Source organism: Cupriavidus pampae (assembly GCF_914271485.1).
GTDB classification, from domain to species: Bacteria; Pseudomonadota; Gammaproteobacteria; order Burkholderiales; family Burkholderiaceae; genus Cupriavidus; species Cupriavidus pampae.
Map to the genome: position 1 here is coordinate 231,312 of NZ_CAJZAG010000007.1, position 19,710 is coordinate 251,021.

Below are 19,710 nucleotides of genomic sequence, written 5' to 3' on the forward strand. Positions count from 1 at the left end.
GCACCACAAAAAAGCCGGCTGATCGCCGGCTTTTTTGTCGTCCTGATTTGGCCTCGATTCAATCTTTGGGGCCGTCCTGAAGCCGCACTTGGAACACCGAGCGCGTGCCTGGCGTCACCATCAGTTCGGTCCATTGCGTAGGGGTGCCCACCGGTAGCGAGACACGCGTGAAGTTGCCGATGACCTTGCTGGCGTTGTCGCGCAGCGGCTTGTCGACGCTGAAGCCGCCGAGGCTCGCGTGCACGAGCAACACCTGGCCATCGAAGTGCGTGGTCAGTTCGCGTAGCTGTCTCTTGAACTCGACATAGCCGTCGCGCGAACCGTGGCGCAGGAAGCCATCGAAAATCGATGGGCGGCCGCGTTTTTCCCAGCCGTTGTTGAACTGCGGATCGCCGTGAACGATGACGATGACGCCCGCGAGGTTGCGCTGATCGGCTACCGAAAACGCGCGCGCCAGCCATTGGCGGTTGGCCTCGCGGCGATCCTCGAACTCGCTGTTGCGGCCGCCCTCGGTGCGATAGTGGTTGTTGTCGCCGGGTAGATTCAGTCCGACCACGAGCACATTGCCGACGACGAGGCGCGCGTTTTCGCGATAGCTGCGGAACAACGCCTGATCCGACTGGCGTACCACCGGCAACGTGCGTCGGCCCAGGGTGGCGTCGGCCGGGAAGAACAGTTCACGCAGCCGGTTGAGGCGTTCCACCGCATCGAACTGGCCGTTGACCGGCTGCTGGCATTCGGCCCAGTCGGTCTCCCCAGGCACGTAGAGCAGCGGCACCGGCGAGTCGTCAAGCAGGCGTTCGCGCGCGGCGAGCAGGGCGTCTCCGCACGATTCGGTATCGCCCTTGATGCCGCCCGCATGGACCACCAGATCGATCTGACGATTGCCCAGTTGGTTGAGCAGCGTGGTGGTGTCCGTTTCAGCGGCGACCCATTGCGGCACGTCCGCGAGCAGCGCGATGCGCAGCGGTTTGACGGTCGGTGTCGGCGGCGGCGTGACCTTCGAGGTGCTGGCGGCCTGTGCGGGTATCGTCGATGTCAAGAGCGCGAGCGCCAAGGTCAGCGCGAACGGCAGGACGAACCGTGCTGCAGTCATGATCAGGCGTTGCCCTCGGCCAGGGCCTTGAGGCGGTACAGCGCGTCGAGCGCATCGCGTGGGGTCAGACTATCGGGATCGAGGTCGACCAGAGCGCCGAGCGCGGCGGCATGCGACGCCGATACGGCGGTGCCGGCAGTCAGACCTTCATCATCTGCCTCATCATCCGGCGGCGTGGCCGGTGCGGCGAACAGATCGAGTTGCGGCGTCGGCGTAGCGTCCGCCGATTGCTGCTCCAGCCACGCGAGGTGCTTGCGCGCGGCGCGGATGACCGGTTGCGGCACGCCCGCCAGTTGCGCCACCTGCAGGCCATAGCTCTGGCTGGCGGGGCCGTCCTGCACCGCGTGCAGGAACACGATGCCGTCGCCATGCTCCACCGCCGACAGATGCACGTTGGCGGCCTGCGGGAATTCCTGTGGCAGTTGCGTGAGTTCGAAGTAGTGCGTGGCGAACAGCGTGTGGCTGCGGTTGTGCGACAGCAGATAGCGCGCAATGGCCCATGCCAGCGCCAGACCGTCGAACGTTGAGGTGCCGCGGCCGATCTCATCCATCAGCACGAGGCTCGACGGCGTGGCGTGATGCAGGATGCCGGCCGCTTCGGTCATTTCCACCATAAAGGTCGAACGACCGCCGGCCAGATCGTCGGCCGCGCCGATACGCGTGAATATGCGATCGATCGGACCGATGACCGCGCGGCGTGCCGGCACCCAGGCGCCCACGCATGCCAGCAGCACGATCAGCGCGGTCTGGCGCATGAATGTCGACTTACCGCCCATGTTCGGGCCGGTGATCAGCAGCAGTTTGCGGGCTTCGTTCAATTGCGCGTCGTTGGCGATAAACGCGACAGATTCCGCGGCAAGCTGACCTTCGACCACGGGGTGACGGCCCTGCACGATGTCGATCACGTTTTCGCCGACGCGTTCGGGCTGGGTCCAGTCGAGCGTCTGCGCGCGTTCGGCAAGCGCGGCGATCACGTCGAGGCGCGCAAGGGCCACGGCCACGCGCTGCAGGCTACCGATATGCGGCAGCAGTTGCTGGAGCAGCGCGTCGTACAGCAGCTTCTCGCGGGCGAGCGCGCGGTCCTGCGCGGACAGCGCCTTGTCCTCGAACGTCTTCAGTTCCGGCGTGATGTAGCGCTCGGCGTTCTTCAGCGTCTGGCGGCGGCGATAGTCGTCGGGCACCTTGTCGGCCTGGCCGTTGGTGACCTCGATATAGAAGCCGTGCACGCGGTTGTATTCCACGCGCAGATTGGCGATGCCGGTGCGCGCGCGTTCGCGCGTCTCCAGGTCGATGAGGAACTGGCCGCAGTTCTCGGAGATATCGCGCAGCTCGTCGAGGTCCGCATCGTAGCCGCGCGCGATCACGCCGCCATCGCGCACGACGGTAGACGGCTCGTCGGCCACGGCGCGTACGAGCAGGTCCAGGCAATCCTGCGGTACGCCCAGATCGCTCACGGTCTGCGTCAGCAGCGGGGCGTTGTCATCGAGCGTGACGCTGGCTTGCACCTCGGGCAGCGCGCGCAGCGTGTCCCGCAGCGACGACAGGTCGCGTGGGCGCGCGGACAGCAGTGCGAGTCGCGAGGTGATGCGTTCCACGTCGGCCAGCCGGCGCAGCACGATGCGCACACGGTCGGGGCCTTGCGAGATCAGCGCGCCGATTGCCTGCTGACGTGCCTGCGGAATGGCCGCATCGCGTAGCGGATGATGGAGCCAATGGCGCAGCGCGCGGCTGCCCATCGTGGTGGCGCAGGTATCGAGCAGCGAGAACAGCGTCGGCGATTCGCCGCCACGCAGGGTCTCCGTCAGTTCGAGGTTGCGGCGCGTCGCGGTGTCGAGGCCGACGAACTCCGTTTCGCGTTCGACCAGCACGCCTTGTACGTGGCGCAGGGACTGGCCCTGCGTGGTGGCCGCGTAGTTGAGCAGGGCGCCGGCGGCGCCGAGCGCGGCGCCGAGGCCCGCGCAGCCGAACGGTTCGAGGCTTGCCACGCCGATCTGCTCGCGCAGGCGGCGCGTGCCCGCGTCCTGATCAAAATGCCATTCGGGCAGGCGCGTGCGGGCACATGTGAGTGGCGGCAGGTCGATGCCATCGGCGTGCAGCAGTTCGGCCGGACGAATCCGTTCGAGTTCGCGCGCGAGTTGTGCGGCATCGCATTCCATCAGGCGCAGCTCGCCGCTGGCGAGGTTCAGCCATGCCAGACCCGTCTTGCTTACGCCGCGGCGTGTGGTCTGCTGGTGCACGGCCATCAGGAAGGTGTCGACCTTGTCCGGCAGCAGGGCGGCATCGGTCAACGTGCCGGGCGTGACGATGCGCACGACCTTGCGCTCGACCGGACCCTTGCTCGTCGCCGGATCGCCGATCTGCTCGCAGATCGCAACGGATTCGCCGAGCTTCACGAGCTTGGCGAGGTACTGGTCCACCGAGTGGAATGGGATGCCGGCCATGCGGATCGGCACGCCGGCTGACTGCCCGCGCGAGGTCAGCGTGATATCGAGCAGCCGCGCGGCCTTTTCGGCATCGTCGTGAAACAGCTCGTAGAAATCGCCCATCCGATAGAACAGCAGCGTGTCCGGATGATCGGCTTTCAGACCCAGATACTGCAGCATCATGGGCGTGTGCTTCTCGGGCGCCGGTTTGCCCTTTGCCGGCGCTACCTGCCGGCCATCATTCGCCGCGGCTTCCACAGCCCCGTGGCCAGTTTCGCCGGGCGCATCAGCGCGGTCGTCGTTGCGTTGGGATAGGGCTTCAGCAGACATGCATTCCTCTCGGGCAGCGCATGACACGCCGCCTGTCGTTCAGGTTGGGCGGCGGCTCGCACAACGATGTGACGAGCCGCCGACGCAAACGCGCATTTTACTGCGTGCCGCGCCTTGTGCCTTGATCCTGTGCCGGACTTTTGCGAGAGAAACGTTACTCGGGGCGGGTTACTCGGGGCGAGGAGCGGTCAGCTTCTTCGCGCTGGTGAGTACTGCCAGGACTTCCGCGCTGAATACTTCCGGCACTTCGTCGGGAATATTCGGGGAGGTCAGCGCGTTGCGTCCCGCTTCGGCAAGCGCCGTGAGCAGGCCGTCGAGGTCGCGTTTGCTGTCGCGGGCGATCAGGGCGAACGCGAGAGACAGCATCTCCCGGTGCGCCTGAATGATCGCCATATGAGCGGTGGCGTTGTTTTCCATGCTGGGATCTGTCAGATTGCGGCGGGCTTGGTCGGCTTGGCGTTGTCCAGCGAGTACGGCGCCAGCAGGCGGACCATCTGGGCGAAGGCCTTCGGGTTGCCGGCGAGGATTTCGCCTTGTTCGATCTGGCGCGCTTCGCCGGCATAGTTGCCCACGAGGCCGCCTGCTTCGGTGATCAGCAGGTTGCCGGCGGCCATGTCCCACGGCTTGAGGCCGCGTTCGAAGAAGCCGTCCAGACGGCCGCAGGCCACGTAAGCCAGGTCCAGCGCGGCGGCACCGGGGCGGCGCAGGCCTGCGCAGCTGCGCGTCATCAGCGCGAACATTTCGAGGTATTCCTCCATGCCTTCGAGGTCACGGAACGGGAAGCCCGTGCCGATCAGGCAATCGGCCAGCTTGTCGCGGCGGGTCACGCGGATACGGCGGTTGTTCAGGAAGGCGCCGGCGCCCTTGGTCGCGGTGAACAGTTCATCGCGCGTCGGGTCGTAGACCACGGCCTGCACGGGCTGACCCTTGTGCAGTTGGCCGATGGACACCGCATACTGCGGAAAGCCGTGGATGAAGTTGGTGGTGCCGTCGAGCGGGTCGATGACCCAGGTGTATTCGTGGTCGGTCAGCTCGCCTTCGGACCAGGACTGGCCCGACTCTTCCGCTAGAATGGCGTGCTCCGGGTAGGCGGTGCGGATGATCTCGATGATCGCGGCCTCGGCGGCGCGGTCTACCTCGGTCACGAAATCGTTGTGTTGCTTGCGCGTAACGCGGACCAGATCGACGTCGATGGACGCGCGATTGATGATGGAACCCGCCTTGCGGGCCGCCTTGACGGCGATATTGAGCATCGGATGCATAAATCTCTCCTGGCCGGCGCGGATCGCCGCGCTCCGGTTTCATGAGAGAAACGCGGCAGCGGCACGAAAGCAGCACGGCGGCAACACAACGAATTGTCGAAGAACGGAAACGCGGCCATGCGGCCGCGTCGGCAATGAAGGCTGCATTGTATAGGAAGCCAGCCGATGACACACGGGGCAGATGCGCCTCCTTATTTGCCTACATGAACTCAGAAACACAATCCTCGTCCCAATCTGTCCCCGCTTCGGGTGGCGAGCGTGCCGCATCCGACATTTTCGGCCGCGTCCGCTTTGTGCTCGTGGAAACGAGCCATCCCGGCAACGTCGGCTCGGTGGCGCGCGCGATCAAGACGATGGGGTTTGGGGACACGCCGGGCAGCCTGGTACTGGTGTCGCCGCGTGAACCGGATGTGCTGAACCACCCCGATGCGATCGCCATGGCCAGCGGGGCCGACGACGTGCTGGCCCGTGCGCGCATCGTGGATAGCATCGAGCCCGCGCTGGCGGGCGCGGCGCTGACCATCGCCATGACCGCGCGTCAGCGCGAATTCGGGCCGCCGCGGCTGCTGCCGCGCGACGCCGCCATGCAGGCTGGCTCGGTGCTGGGCAGCGCGGCCACGTCCGACGTGGCCTTCGTCTTCGGAAACGAGCGCTATGGCCTGCCCAACGACGTGGTGGAGCGATGCTCGGCGGTCACGCATATTCCCGCCAACCCGGCCTATGCATCGCTGAACCTCGCGCAGGCCGTGCAGCTGATCGCCTACGAGATGCGCCTCGCGCTGCTGGACGCGGCGCCGACCCCGGTTGCAGTGGCGCACGGTGCGCTCAATATCGGCTATGCTGGGGAGCCCGCCACCGCGGAGCAGATCGAATCGATGTTCGATCATCTGCAGACGGGCCTGGTCGCCATCGGCTTTCTCGACCCGGACAACCCGCGCAAGCTGATGCCGCGCCTGCGGCGTCTGCTGGCTCGCAGCGGGCTCGAGCGCGAGGAGGTCAACATCCTGCGCGGCGTCGCCCGACATATGCTGCGGGTTGGAGAGCGGGGTAGTCAGGACGATGCCGGGCAGGACCCACAAGAACAGAACCCACAGCGGAACCAGTAGGGTGGAACAGTAGAGGAGCGACGAGCGTGGCGGAGATTCCGGCGTACTACATGCGAGGCGGCACGAGCAAAGGCATGTTCTTTCTGGCGGACGACCTGCCGAAGGACGCCGAGGCCCGTGATGCGCTGCTGCTGCGCGTGATCGGGTCGCCGGACCCCTATGCCCGCCATGCCGACGGCATGGGCGGCGCCACCGCAAGCACCAGCATGGTGGCACTGGTACGCGCGTCGCGGCGCGACGGTTGCGATATCGAGTTTCACTTTGGCGCGGTGTCCGTGGATACCGCGCGAATCGACTGGACCGCCAACTGCGGCGATCTGGTCGCGGCGGCCGGCCCGTTCGCCATCTGGCGCGGCTTTGTGCCCGCACGCGATGGCGCCGCCACCGTGCGCATCTGGCACGTCAATGCCGGCCAGGCCATCCATTCCCAGGTCCCGTGCCGCAATGGCCATCCGGTGGAGTCGGGCGAGTTCAATGAAGACGGCGTGCCGTTTCCGTGCGCGGAAATCGTGCTCGCCTATCAGGACCCGCCCGAGGTCGTGCACCACAGCGCGCGACGCCTGATGACCGGAATCGTGCACGTGCCGGAGCGATGTTGAGCGCGCATGCGCGAATGTCCCTGACGGCGTCAGGGCCCGGCGTCGGACTGGCAAATCTCTTACACTCCCTGATCCCTCGCTGACCCTGGCCGTCAATCCCCCGGCCAACGATCATGCCGGCGACTGCCCGCATCGGCGCCTTTTTCATATGGCGCCGCCTGCCGCGCGGCGCACGGCCTGGCATCACGACAAGACAAAGATGTTCACTCGCCTGAAGGAAGATATCGATTCGATCATGCTGCGCGACCCTGCCGCGCGCAGCCGCCTGGAGGTGCTGACCTGCTATCCGGGTCTCCATGCCGTGCTGTTTCACCGGGTCGCGCATTGCTGCTGGCGCGCGGGTCTGCATTGGCTGGGCCGCTGGATTTCCCACTGGGCACGCTTTTTCACGGGCATCGAGATTCATCCGGCGGTCCGCATGGGACGTCGCGTGTTTATCGATCACGGCATGGGTGTGGTGATCGGCGAGACCGCCGAGATCGGCGACGATTGCACGATCTATCAGGGCGTGACGCTCGGCGGCACGTCGCTCTACAAGGGCCAGAAGCGTCATCCGACGCTGGGACCCGGCGTGGTGGTCAGCGCGGGCGCGAAGGTGCTCGGGGGCTTCGAGGTGGGCGCCGGAGCGCGCGTGGGATCGAACGCGGTGGTGCTCAAGCCGGTGCCGCCGGGCGCGACCGCGGTGGGAATTCCGGCGCGGATCATCCTGCCCGATGCACCCACGCAGCAGCAGGGCGCCAAGCAGGAGTTCTCGGCCTACGGCATTACGCCCAATGCGGACGATCCGGTGTCGCTGGCGCTCAAGAGCCTGATCGACAATGCCGCGCAACAGGACGATCGCATCAAGGCCGTGCTGGCCGCGCTCGATCGGCTGGGCGAGCACCTCGAGAACACGCCGAACGATCGCTTCGATGCGAGCGAGCTACGCAGCCTGATGAAGTAGGGGTGCAGTAAGGGTGAAGCAGAGGCGCGGGTCAGTCGGCCTGCGTCAGTTCGCTAAAGCCGTTCGCGTCCAGCTGCAGCACTGCGGCGCGCGGGTTGCGCGTGTCGAGGTCCCAGTCGGTGAGGACCCAGCGATCGTTCTCGCCGTGCTGATGATGCGCGGGACGATGCGTATGGCCGTGCACGACCGTGTGCGTGCCGGTGGCGGCGAGTAATGCCTCGACCGCCGCCGGGGTCGCATCGCCATACATGATCTGATGCGTGCGGCCGGCTTCGCTGTCCGCGCGCAGGCGGCGCGCCACCGCTAACCGCATCGCCAGCGGCAGCGCCAGGAACGATCGCTGTACCCAGCGCTTGCGTGTCCACATCCGGAAGCGGTTATAGCGTTCGTCGTCGAGGCACAGCATGTCGCCATGACTCAGCGCCACGCGCTGGCCACCGCAGATGACTACCGTGGGATCAGGCAGCAACGTCGCGCCCGCCGCGTCCGCAAAGCGCTGGCCGAGCAGAAAGTCGCGGTTGCCGTGCATCAGGTAGACGGGTACGCCGCATGCGGACAGACGCCGCAGCAGCTGCGCGACATCGCGCGCGAACGGCCGGTCCAGCGCGTCGTCGCCCACCCAGAATTCAAAGAAATCGCCGAGGATGAACAGTGCGCGCGCATTCGCGGCGGCACGATCGAGCAGGCGCTCGAACGCGGCGCGCGTGCGCCGCATGTTCTCGGTCAGATGAAGATCCGAAACGAACCACGCCGGTGCCGGCACCTCGATCGGTGCGGCCACCGGCGTGAAATCAAGCAGGTCCGATGACGATACTTGCAAGATTGTCAGGAGGCTAGGGCGTCGATTACTCGAGCACCACGGCCTTCTGGATCACGACGTCCTCGAGCGGCACGTCCTGATGGAAGCCCGAGCTGCCCGTACGCACGGCCTTGATCGTATCGACGATGTCGGTGCCTTCGGTCACCTTGCCGAACACGGCGTAGCCGAAACCTTGCGGCGTGGGCGCGGTGAAGTTCAGGAAGTCGTTGTCCACCACGTTGATGAAGAACTGGGCGGTCGCCGAGTGGGGCGCGTTGGTACGTGCCATCGCCACCGTATAGCGCTCGTTCTTGAGGCCGTTGGACGCTTCGTTGTCGATCGGCGCGTCGGTGTCCTTTTGCTTCATGCCCGGCTCGAAACCGCCGCCCTGGACCATGAAGTTCTTGATCACGCGATGGAAGATCGTGTTGTCGTAGTGACCCTTGCGCACGTAGGCGAGGAAGTTCTCCACGCTCTTGGGTGCCTTTTCGTCGTCGAGTTCGATGACGATGTTGCCCTGGTTGGTCTGCAGTTGGACTTTGGTCATGGTATTCCTCTGTTCGTAGTCTCCGGCACGGCCGGCATTACTTGGTGACGATGGTGGCCGATTCGATCACGACCGGCGCGGCCGGGACGTTGCGCATCGAGCCATAGGCCGTGGTCGGCGTGGTCTTGATCTTCTCGATCGTATCCATGCCATCCACCACCTTGCCAAAAACGGCGTACCCGTTGCCGTCGGGCTGCGGGTAGTCGAGGTTCGAATTATCCACCACATTGACGAAGAACTGGGCCGTGGCCGAATTCGGATCCGAAGTCCGCGCCATCGCCACCGTGCCGACCTTGTTCTTCAGGCCGTTCTGGGATTCGAGCGGAATCGGCGCGCGCGTCGGTTTTTCCTTCATGTCGCGGTCGAAGCCGCCTCCCTGCACCATGAAGCCGTTGATCACACGGTGGAAGATGGTGCCGCTATAGAAGCCACTGCGCACGTACTCGAGGAAGTTGGCCACGGTCTTCGGGGCGGCATCGGGATACACCTCGATGGTGAAATTGCCCTTGTTCGTGACGAACTGCACGCGTTCGGTCTTCTGCGTGGCGGCGGCCGGCGCGCCCTGCGCGAACGCGGCAAACGGGGAGAGGGCGACGGCGGCGGCCGCGAGGCCGGCCAAAACGATACGACGGGAAACGCTCATGAACTTGACTCCGATTTAACGATTATCCGACTTGCCGGTGGCCGGTTTCCGGGACGACTTCGAGGGAGACTTGACGGCCGGCGCGGCGGCTGGTGCCGAGGCCGGCGTGGCGGGGGTGGCCGCGGCATCCGTGGCCGAATCCTCACGCACATGCCGCAGTGCATCAGTCGCGCGCGCGTCGCCCGGGTTGCGGCGCAGCGCATCGCGGTAGGCCTGTTCGGCCATGCGGCGGTACACATCGCCAAGATTCGTATAGGCGATCGCGAAGTCGGGGCGGGCCTCGATCGCGAGCTGCAGTTCGGATTCGGCGCGCTTGAGGTCGCCGCGCTTGGCGTACAGCAATGCCAGGTTGTTGTGCGGCTCCGGCAGTTCGGGGAAGTCCTGCGCCATCTCGGCAAACGCGCGCTGCGCTTCGTCCTCGCGGCCGGACTGGGCCAGTGCCCAGGCACGCTGGAAACGTGCCTGCGCGTTGCGCGGATTGGATGCCAGCACGCGGTCGAACGCTTCCACCGCATCGCCGTAGCGCTTCTCGCGCACGGCCTTTTCGGCCGGCACCATGCCGGGGTCCTTCGACTGCGGGCCGGTGGGCTGGGCGGGCGGGGGTGTCAGCGAGAGCGGTCCGTTCTGTGCCATGGCGGGCTGGGCGGCGAAGGCCGCCAGCAGGGCCAGCGTGGCGGCCAGCATCGCCACGGGCGCGCGAGGCAAGCGCCGCGACGAGGGACACGTCGGCAGGCGCGACAACGCGCGCGCCACGGCAGGGTGGCGACCGACGGTCGAGGTAGGCAGAGGCAGGCTCATGTATGTGCGGTCCGTTATACTCCGCGGCATTCTAGCAAAGGGCGGCGGTCCCCCCGTACAAGGCCGTTCCGGTAAGATAGGCGCCTCTACGCAGGTCCCGCGGTTTCACCACCTACTTTCCTTCATGCAGCAACTGAACATCTACAACACGCTCGCGCGTGAGAAGCAGCCTTTCGTGCCAATCGAACCGGGCAAGGTCCGCATGTATGTGTGCGGCATGACCGTTTACGATTACTGTCACGTCGGCCACGCGCGCGTGATGGTGGTGTTCGACATGGTGCATCGCTGGCTGCGCGCCGCGGGGTATGACGTCACGTACGTGCAGAACATCACGGACATCGACGACAAGATCATCCGCCGCGCGGCCGAGAATGGCGAGACCATCGGCCAGCTGACCACGCGTTTCATCCAGTACATGCACGAGGATGCGGCCGCGCTGGGCATCATTCGTCCCGACCACGAGCCGCGCGCCACGGACTACGTGCCGCAGATGCTGAACCTGATCGAGAAGCTCGAGGCCAATGGCCTGGCGTATCAGGCCAGCGACGGCGACGTCAATTATTCGGTGCGCAAGTTCCAGGGCTACGGCAAGTTGTCGGGCAAGTCGCTCGAGGACCTGCGTGCGGGCGAGCGCGTGTCGGCCAACGACGCCAAGCAGGATCCGCTCGACTTCGTGTTGTGGAAATCCGCGAAGGAATCCGAGCCGCCCGAGACCAAGTGGACGTCGAAGTGGGGCACCGGGCGTCCGGGCTGGCACATCGAATGCTCGGCCATGAGCTGCACGCTGCTGGGCGAGCATTTCGACATTCACGGCGGCGGTGCCGATCTGCAGTTCCCGCATCACGAGAACGAGATTGCGCAGTCCGAGGGCGCGAGCGGCAAGCCGTTCGTCAACCTGTGGATGCACAACGGGTTTGTGCGCGTGAACGACGAGAAGATGTCGAAGTCGCTCGGCAATTTCTTCACGATCCGCGAGGTGCTCAAGCAGTACGACGCGGAAGTCGTGCGCTTCTTCATCCTGCGCGCGCACTATCGCAGCCCGCTGAACTACAGCGATGCCCACCTTGACGATGCGCGTGGCGCGCTGACGCGTCTGTACACGGCGCTGAAGGAAACGCAGCCGGGCGGTTGCGCGGTGGATTGGGACGAGCCGCACGCGAAGCGCTTTGCGGACGCGATGAGCGACGACTTCAACACGCCGATCGCGATGTCGGTGCTGTTCGACCTCGCCAGCGAGGTCAATCGTACGGGCTCGACGCTGGCCGCGCGCCAGCTCAAGGCACTGGCCGGCACGCTGGGGCTGCTCGAGCGCGATCCGCATACGTTCCTGCAGGGTGGTCACGTAGCCGACGGCCTGTCGCCGGACGAGATCGAGGCGCGCATCGCCGCGCGCAAGACGGCCAAGGCCGAGCGCAACTTTGCCGAGGCGGACCGCGTGCGCGCGGAACTGCTCGAGGCGGGCGTGGTGCTCGAGGACAAGCCGGGTGGCGTGACCGAGTGGAGGCGTGCTTGAACGCTGCCGCGCGCAAGCCCACGGCAACGGCCAAGTCCGCGAGCAAGGGCGAAGCCAAGGTCGTTGCCAAGACGGCTACCAAGGCAGCCACCAAGGTCGCAGGCAAGGCGCCCGCCAAGTTGCCCGCGAAGGTGCCCGCCAAATTGACCGCCGAGAAGGCGCCAGCCAAGACCGGTGCGGCGGGGAAGGGCGCGCGCGCGTCCAAGCCCGTGTTACCGGAAGCCGAGGGCATGCCCATCCCGGTGGAGACGGTCGTCGATGCGATGCGTCCCGCGTATTGGGATGAAGCCTGCGCGGACCTGATGAAGCGCGACCGCATCCTGCGCAAGATGATTCCGACCTACGGCCCCGCGCACCTGACTTCGCGCGACGATCCGTTCGTCACGCTGGCGCGCTCGGTGGTCGGGCAGCAGATCTCGGTCAAGGCCGCGCAGGCGGTCTGGGATCGCTTGGCCGCGATGTGCCCGCGCCTGACACCGAGCCAGTTCCTCAAGGCCGGCAACGAGCAGCTGGCCAGCTGCGGGTTGTCGCGGCGCAAGGCGGAATACATCATCGATTTGTCAGAACATTTCAAGGCCGGACGCGTCCATGTCAATGAGTGGGCTGCGATGGAGGACGAGGCGGTGATCGCCGAGCTCACCCAGATTCGCGGCATTGGGCGCTGGACCGCGGAAATGTTCCTGATGTTCAACCTGATGCGCCCGAACGTGCTGCCGCTCGACGACGTTGGCCTGATCAATGCGATCTCCGCCAATTACTTCAGTGGCGAGCCGGTAACCCGTAGCGAGGCACGTGAAGTGGCCGCCAACTGGGAGCCGTGGCGCACGGTGGCTACCTGGTATATGTGGCGGAGTCTCGATCCGTTGCCGGTGACGTATTAGACGTTTGGCACAGGGTTGAACCACATATGACGTGGAAATTTTGCCGGAAAGTGTAGAACGTTCAACTTTCGGGGCGGTCGGCCGGGGACTTTTTTCCGGTAGAATGCGCCCCTTCACAGACAGGTCCGCGTTTCTATGAAAACCACCTTCCTGGATTTCGAACAGCCAATCGCCGAGCTCGAGGCAAAAATCGAAGAACTGCGCTTTGTGCAGGACGATTCGGCAGTCGATATTTCCGAAGAGATTTCGCGGCTGGCTGGCAAGAGCCAGCAGCTCACCAAAGATATCTACGCCAACCTGTCGCCCTGGCAGGTTGCGCAAATCGCCCGTCACCCGCAGCGTCCGTACACGCTCGACTATGTGCGGGAGATCTTTACCGATTTTCACGAGCTGCATGGCGACCGCTCGTTTGCGGACGATCTGTCGATCGTGGGCGGCATGGCGCGCTTCAACGGCCAGGCATGCATGGTCATCGGCCACCAGAAGGGCCGTGACACGAAGGAGCGCGCGCTGCGCAACTTCGGCATGTCCAAGCCGGAAGGCTATCGCAAGGCCAAGCGCCTGATGGAACTGGCGGACAAGTTCGGTCTGCCGATCTTCACGTTTGTCGATACGCCGGGCGCGTTCCCGGGCATCGACGCCGAGGAGCGCAACCAGTCGGAAGCGATTGGCCACAACCTGTACGTGATGTCCGGCCTGAAGGTGCCCCTGATCGCGACGATCATCGGCGAAGGCGGTTCGGGTGGTGCGCTGGCGATTGCGGTTGGCGATGTAGTGCAGATGCTCCAGTTCGCGACGTATGCGGTGATTTCGCCGGAAGGCTGCGCATCGATCCTGTGGAAGACCGCCGAGAAGGCACCGGAGGCCGCCGAGGCACTGGGTCTGACCGCGCATCGTCTGAAGGCGCTCGGCCTGATCGACAAGATCGTCAGCGAGCCGCTGGGTGGCGCGCATCGCGATCCGAAGAACATGGCAACGATGCTCAAGCGCTCGCTGGCCGAATCGCTGCGCCAGTTCCAGGGCATGAGCGTGAAGGAACTGCAGGCGCGCCGTCTCGAGCGTCTGCTCGCGTATGGCAAGTTCAAGGAAACCGGCGCGACCGAATGATGGTTGCCCGCCGACGGGGATGAGGGCGGCTACGTTGCCGTTCGCTCGCCTCACCGACAAGGTCGCACAGGCTGTGCAAGCCAGTGCGGCCTTTGTTGTTTCCGCGCCCACGGACGCTTCGATCGTTCACCCGAACGGTGGCGTCATCGCGGTAGCCCTGTCCGGCGGCCGGGACTCCGTGGCGCTGCTGCATGCCGCGCGCGCGGCGGCGGCCACGCTATCGTTGCCGCTGGTCGCGCTGCACGTTCATCACGGTCTGCAGGCACAGGCCGATGCCTGGGAAGCCTTCTGCGTGGAACTGTGCGCAGGCTGGAACGTGGCGCTGCACACCGAGCGCGTGCAGGTGGCGGGGCGGGGTGGCGAGGGCATCGAGGCCGCGGCGCGGCGCGCGCGTTATGACGCGCTCGGCCGCATGTGCCGCGCTGCCAATGCGCGCGTGCTGCTGTTCGCGCATCATCGCGACGACCAGGTGGAGACCGTGTTGCTGCGCCTGTTCCGCGGCGCCGGCGTGGCGGGGCTGGCGGGCATGCCGGCAATGCGCGCGCTCGATGCCGCAGGCGACGTGCAGCTGCTGCGACCGTGGCTCGAGGTGCCGCGCGCCGAGATCGATGCGTATTGCAGCCACCACGCGCTGCGCTGGATCGAAGACCCCTCCAACACCGATACCCGTTTCGCGCGCAACGCCTTGCGTAGTCATCTGCCGGCATTGATGGCCGCGTTTCCCGGCCTGCAGGAGAGCGTCGCGCAGGCCGCCGCGCATGTGGCGCAGGCGGCGGGCATGCTCGACGACGTGACCACGCGCGACCTTGCGGGCATCGTGCGTGCCGCGCGCGATGCCGATACGTTCGCCGAACTCGATCTGCCGGGATTGCGCGCGCTGTCGCCCGCGCGCGGCGATGCGGTGCTGCGTACCTGGTTGCGCGACCTCGGCACGCAGGCCCCGACTACCGCGCGGCTGGCGGCGATGCGCAGGCAGTTGATCGAGCATGACGGGGGCGAACCCGCTATCGCACACGACGGGCTGGTGCTGCGGCGCTTCCGCGACAGCGTGCTCGCGTGCCGCCCGGCACCGTCGGTCCCGCCAGAGCCTTTCGATTTCGTCTGGCAGGACTGGCAGGCCGAGGGGCAGGTGAGGGTGCCGGCGTGGCAGGGGGTGTTCCGGTTCACGCGCGACGACAGCTTTGGCGTGCCCGAGGCGGTGCTGCGCGCGCCCATGCATGTGGCGGTGCGCGCCGGTGGGGAGCGCATCGTGCTGCGGCCGGGCGGGCCCGCGCGCGCGCTCAAGCAGGCTTATCAGGAAGCAGGCGTGCCAGCGTGGCGGCGTGAGTTTTTGCCATTGCTGTGGGCCGGGAGTACGCTCGTGCTGGCGGCCGGGCTTGGGCTGCATCGACGCTGGCCCGACGCTCCTCATGCGCCGCGTTGGCGCGTGGAGTGGGTGCCCGATCGGTTGCCGGCACGGGTCCCTGACCCCACGCAGCGCCCCTGAAATCGCCCCAACGCCACTTCGTTGCACATTGCGATACCGGGCTAGCCTTGCCGGAGCGTCACGGTTCGTGTATTTTCAAGGGCTTTGCACAATCGCTGGCGTCGACAAGAAGATGGCTCTCATCGTTCACAAATACGGCGGCACTTCGATGGGTTCTCCGGAACGCATCAAGAATGTCGCCAAGCGCGTGGCCAAGTGGCACCGCGCAGGTCACCGCGTAGTCGTGGTGCCTTCGGCCATGTCGGGCGAGACCAATCGCCTGCTGGGTCTTGCCAAGGAAATTTCCGCGCAGCCGGATCCGCGTGAGCTGGACATGCTGGCATCGACCGGCGAACAGGCCAGCGTGGCACTGCTCGCGATCGCGCTGCATGGCGAGGGCATCGATGCCGTGAGCTACACCGGCTGGCAGGTTCCTGTTAAGACTGACTCGGCCTATACCAAGGCCCGCATCCAGTCGATCGATGACGAGCGTATCCGCAGCGATGTGGATGCCGGCAAAGTGGTCGTGATCACGGGCTTTCAGGGCATCGACGAAGAGGGCAATATCACGACGCTGGGTCGTGGCGGCTCGGACACGTCGGCTGTGGCCATCGCGGCCGCGATCAAGGCTGAGGAATGCCTGATCTATACCGACGTGGACGGCGTGTACACGACCGATCCGCGCGTGGTCGAGGACGCGCGCCGACTGGATCAGATCACCTTCGAGGAAATGCTGGAAATGGCCAGCCTCGGGTCCAAGGTGCTGCAGATCCGCTCGGTGGAGTTTGCCGGCAAATACCGCGTGAAGACGCGCGTGCTGTCGTCGCTGACCGACCCCATGATTCCGCTCGAGCAGGAAATGCATTCGGGCACGCTGATTACTTTTGAGGAAGAATCTGAAATGGAAGCAGCCGTCATTTCCGGCATCGCATTTGCCCGTGACGAAGCCAAGATCACTGTGTTGGGCGTGCCGGACAAGCCGGGCATCGCGTACCAGATCCTGGGCCCGATCGCCGACGCCAATATCGACGTCGACATGATCATCCAGAACCAGTCCGTGGACGGCAAGACCGACTTCACGTTCACGGTACCGCGCGGTGATTATCAGCGCGCGCTGACGATTCTTAACGACGGCGTGAAGGGCCATATCGGCGCCGGCAACGTGTCGGGCGATCCGAAGGTGTCGAAGGTGTCCGTGGTCGGCGTGGGTATGCGCTCGCACGTGGGCATCGCCAGCAAGATGTTCCGCACGCTGTCGGAAGAGGGCATCAACATCCAGATGATCTCGACGTCGGAGATCAAGATCTCGGTGCTGATCGACGAGAAGTACATGGAGCTCGCCGTGCGCGCGCTGCACAAGGTGTTCGAACTCGATCAGGCGTGATCGGGCTTCGTTGAGAATTTTCTGGCGAGCGGCGGAATGTTGGATATTGTCATCGATTCATCGTTGACCAATTGAACGTCACTCGCTAGAATACGCGCTTCGTTGTGTGGACTCCCTCGCACAACGCAAGTTTGGGAGACGTGGCCGAGAGGTCGAAGGCACTCCCCTGCTAAGGGAGCATCTGGGCCAAAACCTGGATCGAGGGTTCGAATCCCTCCGTCTCCGCCAGTACATCTGTATATGGCGGCAAACCCCGGAAGATCGCGGTCTTCCGGGGTTTTGTTTTTTGGGCGCGGGTTTCCCCGGTACATCACGCCCTCTATCCGGGCAAAGCCGAAATCGTTCGAAGCCTCCGCACCAAACCCTCTCGCTTGAAAGTTACGGCAACACGCCCAGCTTTTCCAACCGATACACGAGCTGTCGGACCGTCAGGCCCAGCAACTGTGCGGCGCGTGACTTGTTGCCGCCGCACTCGATTAGCGCCTGGCGAAGCTGTTGGGCCGAGTGCGATTGCGCGGTGACATAGGGGCGCACTAACGCTGCCGCGAAAGAGGGGAGCGCTTCAGTGAGGGAATGCTGGTCATGGTGCAACGGAGCGCGTGGCGCCATGCCGAGGGGCGTAGTTGTTGTACGGACCGGCGCATCGGGCTTGGGCAGAATGCGCTCGACCTCCGCCTCGTCAACAATCGCGTTCTCCGCGAGCAGTACCAACCGTTCGATCAGGTTCGACAGTTCGCGGATGTTGCCGGGCCAGTCATGGTTCTGCAGCCGGTTGATCGCGGACTGAGTGAGGTTGACGTTGCGCTGGTGGGTCTGGTTGATGTGGTTCAGGAAATGGAGCACCAGCGCGGGAATGTCTTCGCGCCGGTCGGACAGCGCGGGCAGCCGGATCGGAATCACGTTGAGCCGATAATAGAGATCCTGGCGAAACGTGCCGCGCGCGGCTTCTTGTTCGAGGTCGCGGTTGGTGGCAGCGACGAGGCGTACGTCAATGCCAATCTCGCGTTTGCCGCCCAGGCGTGTGATGGTGCCTTCCTGCAGCGTGCGCAGCAGCTTGGTCTGCATCGAAAGCGGCAGCTCGCCGATTTCGTCGAGGAAGATCGTGCCCGTGGTGGCCTGCTCGAACCACCCTGCGCGCGCGGCGTTGGCCCCTGTGAACGCACCGCGCTCGTAGCCGAACAGCTCCGACTCGAACAACGTCTCGGGAATGGCCGCACAGTTGATCTTGATGAAGGGCCGCTCGCGCCTTGGGCTGGCCAAGTGCAACGCGCGTGCGAAAAGCTCCTTGCCAGTACCGGACGCGCCCATTAGCAGCACGCTTGCGGTGGCATCGGACACACGCTCAAGCTCGGAGATTGCTTTCAGCACCGAGGGCGCCGTGCCGACGATGCCATACCGTGCGGCTTCGGTCTGCAGCGCGCGAGACAGCATCTCGTTGCGCTGCTCCAGCACTTTCGTGCGCGCGCGCAGCGTGGCCTGCAACTGCAGCAGTTGTCCGGCAAGCGTCGCCAGAATACGCAGGATCGTCAGGTCGTCGCTGAGCGCGCGATTGCGCATGCGGATGCGATGACAGGCGAGCACGCCGACCGTCTTCTGTTCGATCTTGATCGGCATGGCGATGAACGACACCATGCCTTCGGGCAGATGCGCGCGCTGTACCGCGCGAAACAGGAAGCGCGGTTCCTGGTCGATGTCCTGGACGATGGTCAGTTGCCCCGCCGCCAGTACACGGCCCGTGATGCCTTCGCCGACCTTGTACACGCCCAGCGCTGTCTCCTTGCGCGTGAGGCCGTATGCGAAGCGAATGCTCGCGGTGTCGGTCTCCTCGTCGAGCAGCACCACACGTCCGCGGTTGAGGCCCAGCAGCTCCGACATCAGATGCAGCATCTCGCGCAGGGTCACGTCCGGCGACAGGCTGCGGCCCACCAATGCCATCACCTGTTCCAGCAGCAGCATCTCCTGCTGCCGCCAGTAGCCGAGTCCGGTTTCGGGGTCGGATTCCGGGATCGGGGTCTGTTCCTTCACGGGTTTGCTCCTCGTTCACATCGCGAGGAGTATCGCCCATTGGTCAACAAAATGTCGACATTGTCGACATTTTGTTGGGCGGCAGACGCCCGTCCGTGCCGTTCTAATTTTCAATAAAGTGATTTAAAATCAACGACTTGCGTGCATTTCGATGCGTTGGCACGGCGATTGCGATAAAGGCTGCGCAGGCACGACTGCCTGTCCTGAATCCAACACAAATGGAGCACGCCTTGACCACCGAGACCGTCACCACCTACCTGCGTCCGATCGATCGCGAGGGCCTTCTGAAGTTTGCCGCCTCCGGCCGCGAGAACCCCGAGCGCCGCGGCATCAACAAGGTCCACACCGTCATGAAGGGGCAGTTCCGCTCCTGGAGCTTCACCGGCGATCACAACCCCGTGGTCGTCGACGAGCCGCCGCACCTGTTCGGCGAGAACACCGTGCCCGCACCGGGCGAGATCGCGTTGTCGGGTCTGGGGGGCTGCCTGTGTGTCGGCATTACGGCCGTGGCCACCTATCGCGAAGTCCGTCTGTCGCGCCTCGAAGTGTTCCTCGAAGCCGATATCGGCAACACGGCCGCGTGGGGCGCTGGCGGTGCCGAGCGCGAGGCGAAGGACATGGGTTTCCAGGCGATTCGCGTCAAGGTGTTGATCGAGGGTGACGCCACGCGCGAACAGCTCGACGACATCGTGCAGCACGCCAACTTCCATTCGCCGGTGGCCAACACCATGCGCAATCCCGTGGCGTTCTCCATCGGCCTGGCCGACTGAGGACTGAACCCGCGCGACG

At 65.1% G+C, this 19,710-nt stretch carries 18 protein-coding genes and 1 tRNA gene; 10 read left to right on the plus strand and 9 right to left on the minus strand.

Annotated features, from left to right (window positions below; translation table 11 throughout):
- Positions 1-58: 58 nt before the first annotated feature.
- The 4 genes from LDO41_RS18685 to LDO41_RS18700 all read right to left on the minus strand — a co-directional run bounded on the left by LDO41_RS18685 (position 59) and on the right by LDO41_RS18700 (position 5,111).
- Positions 59-1,096: a hypothetical protein gene (locus LDO41_RS18685; protein ID WP_223990909.1), complete on the minus strand. Its 1,038-nt coding sequence runs from the start codon at positions 1,094-1,096 to the stop codon at positions 59-61.
- Positions 1,097-1,098: 2 nt separating this feature from the next.
- On the minus strand, positions 1,099-3,702 hold the full coding sequence (gene mutS, locus LDO41_RS18690) for a DNA mismatch repair protein MutS (protein WP_223991402.1): 2,604 nt from the start codon (positions 3,700-3,702) through the stop codon (positions 1,099-1,101).
- Between the two features lie 315 nt (positions 3,703-4,017).
- Positions 4,018-4,266, minus strand: coding sequence for a hypothetical protein (locus tag LDO41_RS18695; RefSeq protein WP_223990911.1), 249 nt, complete (start codon positions 4,264-4,266; stop codon positions 4,018-4,020).
- Positions 4,267-4,277: 11 nt separating this feature from the next.
- Positions 4,278-5,111 (minus strand): inositol monophosphatase family protein, encoded by an 834-nt coding sequence (locus LDO41_RS18700; protein ID WP_223990913.1) that lies wholly within the window; start codon positions 5,109-5,111, stop codon positions 4,278-4,280.
- A 203-nt stretch (positions 5,112-5,314) separates the two neighbouring features.
- Between LDO41_RS18700 and LDO41_RS18705 the strand changes: the two genes are divergently transcribed.
- The 3 genes from LDO41_RS18705 (at position 5,315) to cysE (ending at position 7,759) form a co-directional block, all read left to right on the plus strand.
- A complete protein-coding gene (locus LDO41_RS18705; RefSeq protein ID WP_223990915.1) occupies positions 5,315-6,217 on the plus strand; it encodes an RNA methyltransferase in 903 nt (300 codons plus the stop codon).
- Positions 6,218-6,243: 26 nt separating this feature from the next.
- Positions 6,244-6,816 carry a PrpF domain-containing protein gene (locus LDO41_RS18710; RefSeq protein WP_223990917.1) on the plus strand — a complete coding sequence of 191 codons (573 nt, stop codon included), beginning with the start codon at positions 6,244-6,246 and terminating at the stop codon, positions 6,814-6,816.
- A 199-nt stretch (positions 6,817-7,015) separates the two neighbouring features.
- Positions 7,016-7,759, plus strand: a complete 744-nt coding sequence (cysE, locus tag LDO41_RS18715) for a serine O-acetyltransferase (RefSeq protein WP_223990919.1) — start codon at positions 7,016-7,018, stop codon at positions 7,757-7,759.
- A gap of 31 nt (positions 7,760-7,790) precedes the next feature.
- Here cysE and LDO41_RS18720 read toward each other — a convergent pair whose 3' ends face one another.
- The 4 genes from LDO41_RS18720 to LDO41_RS18735 are packed head-to-tail and all read right to left on the minus strand — an operon-like array spanning position 7,791 to position 10,546.
- Positions 7,791-8,579: a UDP-2,3-diacylglucosamine diphosphatase gene (locus LDO41_RS18720; RefSeq protein WP_223990921.1), complete on the minus strand. Its 789-nt coding sequence runs from the start codon at positions 8,577-8,579 to the stop codon at positions 7,791-7,793.
- A gap of 25 nt (positions 8,580-8,604) precedes the next feature.
- Positions 8,605-9,105 carry a peptidylprolyl isomerase gene (locus tag LDO41_RS18725; RefSeq protein ID WP_223990923.1) on the minus strand — a complete coding sequence of 167 codons (501 nt, stop codon included), beginning with the start codon at positions 9,103-9,105 and terminating at the stop codon, positions 8,605-8,607.
- A gap of 37 nt (positions 9,106-9,142) precedes the next feature.
- Positions 9,143-9,748, minus strand: coding sequence for a peptidylprolyl isomerase (locus tag LDO41_RS18730; protein WP_223990925.1), 606 nt, complete (start codon positions 9,746-9,748; stop codon positions 9,143-9,145).
- A 15-nt stretch (positions 9,749-9,763) separates the two neighbouring features.
- The gene (locus LDO41_RS18735) at positions 9,764-10,546 is read right to left on the minus strand and encodes a tetratricopeptide repeat protein (RefSeq protein ID WP_377741629.1); all 783 of its coding nucleotides are present in this window, start codon (positions 10,544-10,546) and stop codon (positions 9,764-9,766) included.
- Between the two features lie 124 nt (positions 10,547-10,670).
- On the opposite strand from LDO41_RS18735, the gene cysS reads away from it, so the two are divergent.
- The 6 genes from cysS to LDO41_RS18765 all read left to right on the plus strand — a co-directional run bounded on the left by cysS (position 10,671) and on the right by LDO41_RS18765 (position 17,124).
- Positions 10,671-12,059, plus strand: coding sequence for a cysteine--tRNA ligase (gene cysS / locus LDO41_RS18740; RefSeq protein WP_223990927.1), 1,389 nt, complete (start codon positions 10,671-10,673; stop codon positions 12,057-12,059).
- On the plus strand, positions 12,056-12,940 hold the full coding sequence (locus LDO41_RS18745) for a DNA-3-methyladenine glycosylase family protein (RefSeq protein ID WP_223990929.1): 885 nt from the start codon (positions 12,056-12,058) through the stop codon (positions 12,938-12,940). Before cysS ends, LDO41_RS18745 begins: the two co-directional genes overlap by 4 nt.
- Positions 12,941-13,075: 135 nt before the next feature.
- Entirely contained in the window at positions 13,076-14,047 is a 972-nt protein-coding gene (locus LDO41_RS18750; RefSeq protein WP_223990931.1) for an acetyl-CoA carboxylase carboxyltransferase subunit alpha, read from the plus strand.
- Between the two features lie 19 nt (positions 14,048-14,066).
- Positions 14,067-15,533, plus strand: a complete 1,467-nt coding sequence (gene tilS, locus LDO41_RS18755; protein ID WP_223990933.1) for a tRNA lysidine(34) synthetase TilS — start codon at positions 14,067-14,069, stop codon at positions 15,531-15,533.
- A gap of 112 nt (positions 15,534-15,645) precedes the next feature.
- Complete coding sequence (locus tag LDO41_RS18760) at positions 15,646-16,896, plus strand: aspartate kinase (RefSeq protein ID WP_223990935.1); 1,251 nt, start codon at positions 15,646-15,648, stop codon at positions 16,894-16,896.
- A gap of 134 nt (positions 16,897-17,030) precedes the next feature.
- Positions 17,031-17,124: transfer RNA gene (locus LDO41_RS18765), tRNA-Ser, on the plus strand.
- Between the two features lie 150 nt (positions 17,125-17,274).
- Here LDO41_RS18765 and LDO41_RS18770 read toward each other — a convergent pair.
- Positions 17,275-18,852 carry a sigma-54-dependent Fis family transcriptional regulator gene (locus LDO41_RS18770; protein WP_377741718.1) on the minus strand — a complete coding sequence of 526 codons (1,578 nt, stop codon included), beginning with the start codon at positions 18,850-18,852 and terminating at the stop codon, positions 17,275-17,277.
- A 287-nt stretch (positions 18,853-19,139) separates the two neighbouring features.
- On the opposite strand from LDO41_RS18770, the gene LDO41_RS18775 reads away from it, so the two are divergent.
- Complete coding sequence (locus LDO41_RS18775; RefSeq protein WP_223990937.1) at positions 19,140-19,691, plus strand: OsmC family protein; 552 nt, start codon at positions 19,140-19,142, stop codon at positions 19,689-19,691.
- Positions 19,692-19,710: the final 19 nt, after the last annotated feature.

What these genes read in the sequence shown, in the direction of transcription:
- LDO41_RS18685 (WP_223990909.1), bottom strand. Translation starts at nt 1,096, where the DNA reads ATGACTGCAGCACGGTTCGTCCTGCCGTTCGCGCTGACCTTGGCGCTC.
- mutS (WP_223991402.1), bottom strand. Translation starts at nt 3,702, where the DNA reads ATGATGCTGCAGTATCTGGGTCTGAAAGCCGATCATCCGGACACGCTG.
- LDO41_RS18695 (WP_223990911.1), bottom strand. Translation starts at nt 4,266, where the DNA reads ATGGAAAACAACGCCACCGCTCATATGGCGATCATTCAGGCGCACCGG.
- LDO41_RS18700 (WP_223990913.1), bottom strand. Translation starts at nt 5,111, where the DNA reads ATGCATCCGATGCTCAATATCGCCGTCAAGGCGGCCCGCAAGGCGGGT.
- LDO41_RS18705 (WP_223990915.1), top strand. Translation starts at nt 5,315, where the DNA reads ATGAACTCAGAAACACAATCCTCGTCCCAATCTGTCCCCGCTTCGGGT.
- cysE (WP_223990919.1), top strand. Translation starts at nt 7,016, where the DNA reads ATGTTCACTCGCCTGAAGGAAGATATCGATTCGATCATGCTGCGCGAC.
- LDO41_RS18725 (WP_223990923.1), bottom strand. Translation starts at nt 9,105, where the DNA reads ATGACCAAAGTCCAACTGCAGACCAACCAGGGCAACATCGTCATCGAA.
- LDO41_RS18730 (WP_223990925.1), bottom strand. Translation starts at nt 9,748, where the DNA reads ATGAGCGTTTCCCGTCGTATCGTTTTGGCCGGCCTCGCGGCCGCCGCC.
- LDO41_RS18735 (WP_377741629.1), bottom strand. Translation starts at nt 10,546, where the DNA reads ATGAGCCTGCCTCTGCCTACCTCGACCGTCGGTCGCCACCCTGCCGTG.
- cysS (WP_223990927.1), top strand. Translation starts at nt 10,671, where the DNA reads ATGCAGCAACTGAACATCTACAACACGCTCGCGCGTGAGAAGCAGCCT.
- LDO41_RS18750 (WP_223990931.1), top strand. Translation starts at nt 13,076, where the DNA reads ATGAAAACCACCTTCCTGGATTTCGAACAGCCAATCGCCGAGCTCGAG.
- tilS (WP_223990933.1), top strand. Translation starts at nt 14,067, where the DNA reads ATGAGGGCGGCTACGTTGCCGTTCGCTCGCCTCACCGACAAGGTCGCA.
- LDO41_RS18760 (WP_223990935.1), top strand. Translation starts at nt 15,646, where the DNA reads ATGGCTCTCATCGTTCACAAATACGGCGGCACTTCGATGGGTTCTCCG.
- LDO41_RS18770 (WP_377741718.1), bottom strand. Translation starts at nt 18,852, where the DNA reads ATGCTGCTGCTGGAACAGGTGATGGCATTGGTGGGCCGCAGCCTGTCG.
- LDO41_RS18775 (WP_223990937.1), top strand. Translation starts at nt 19,140, where the DNA reads ATGGAGCACGCCTTGACCACCGAGACCGTCACCACCTACCTGCGTCCG.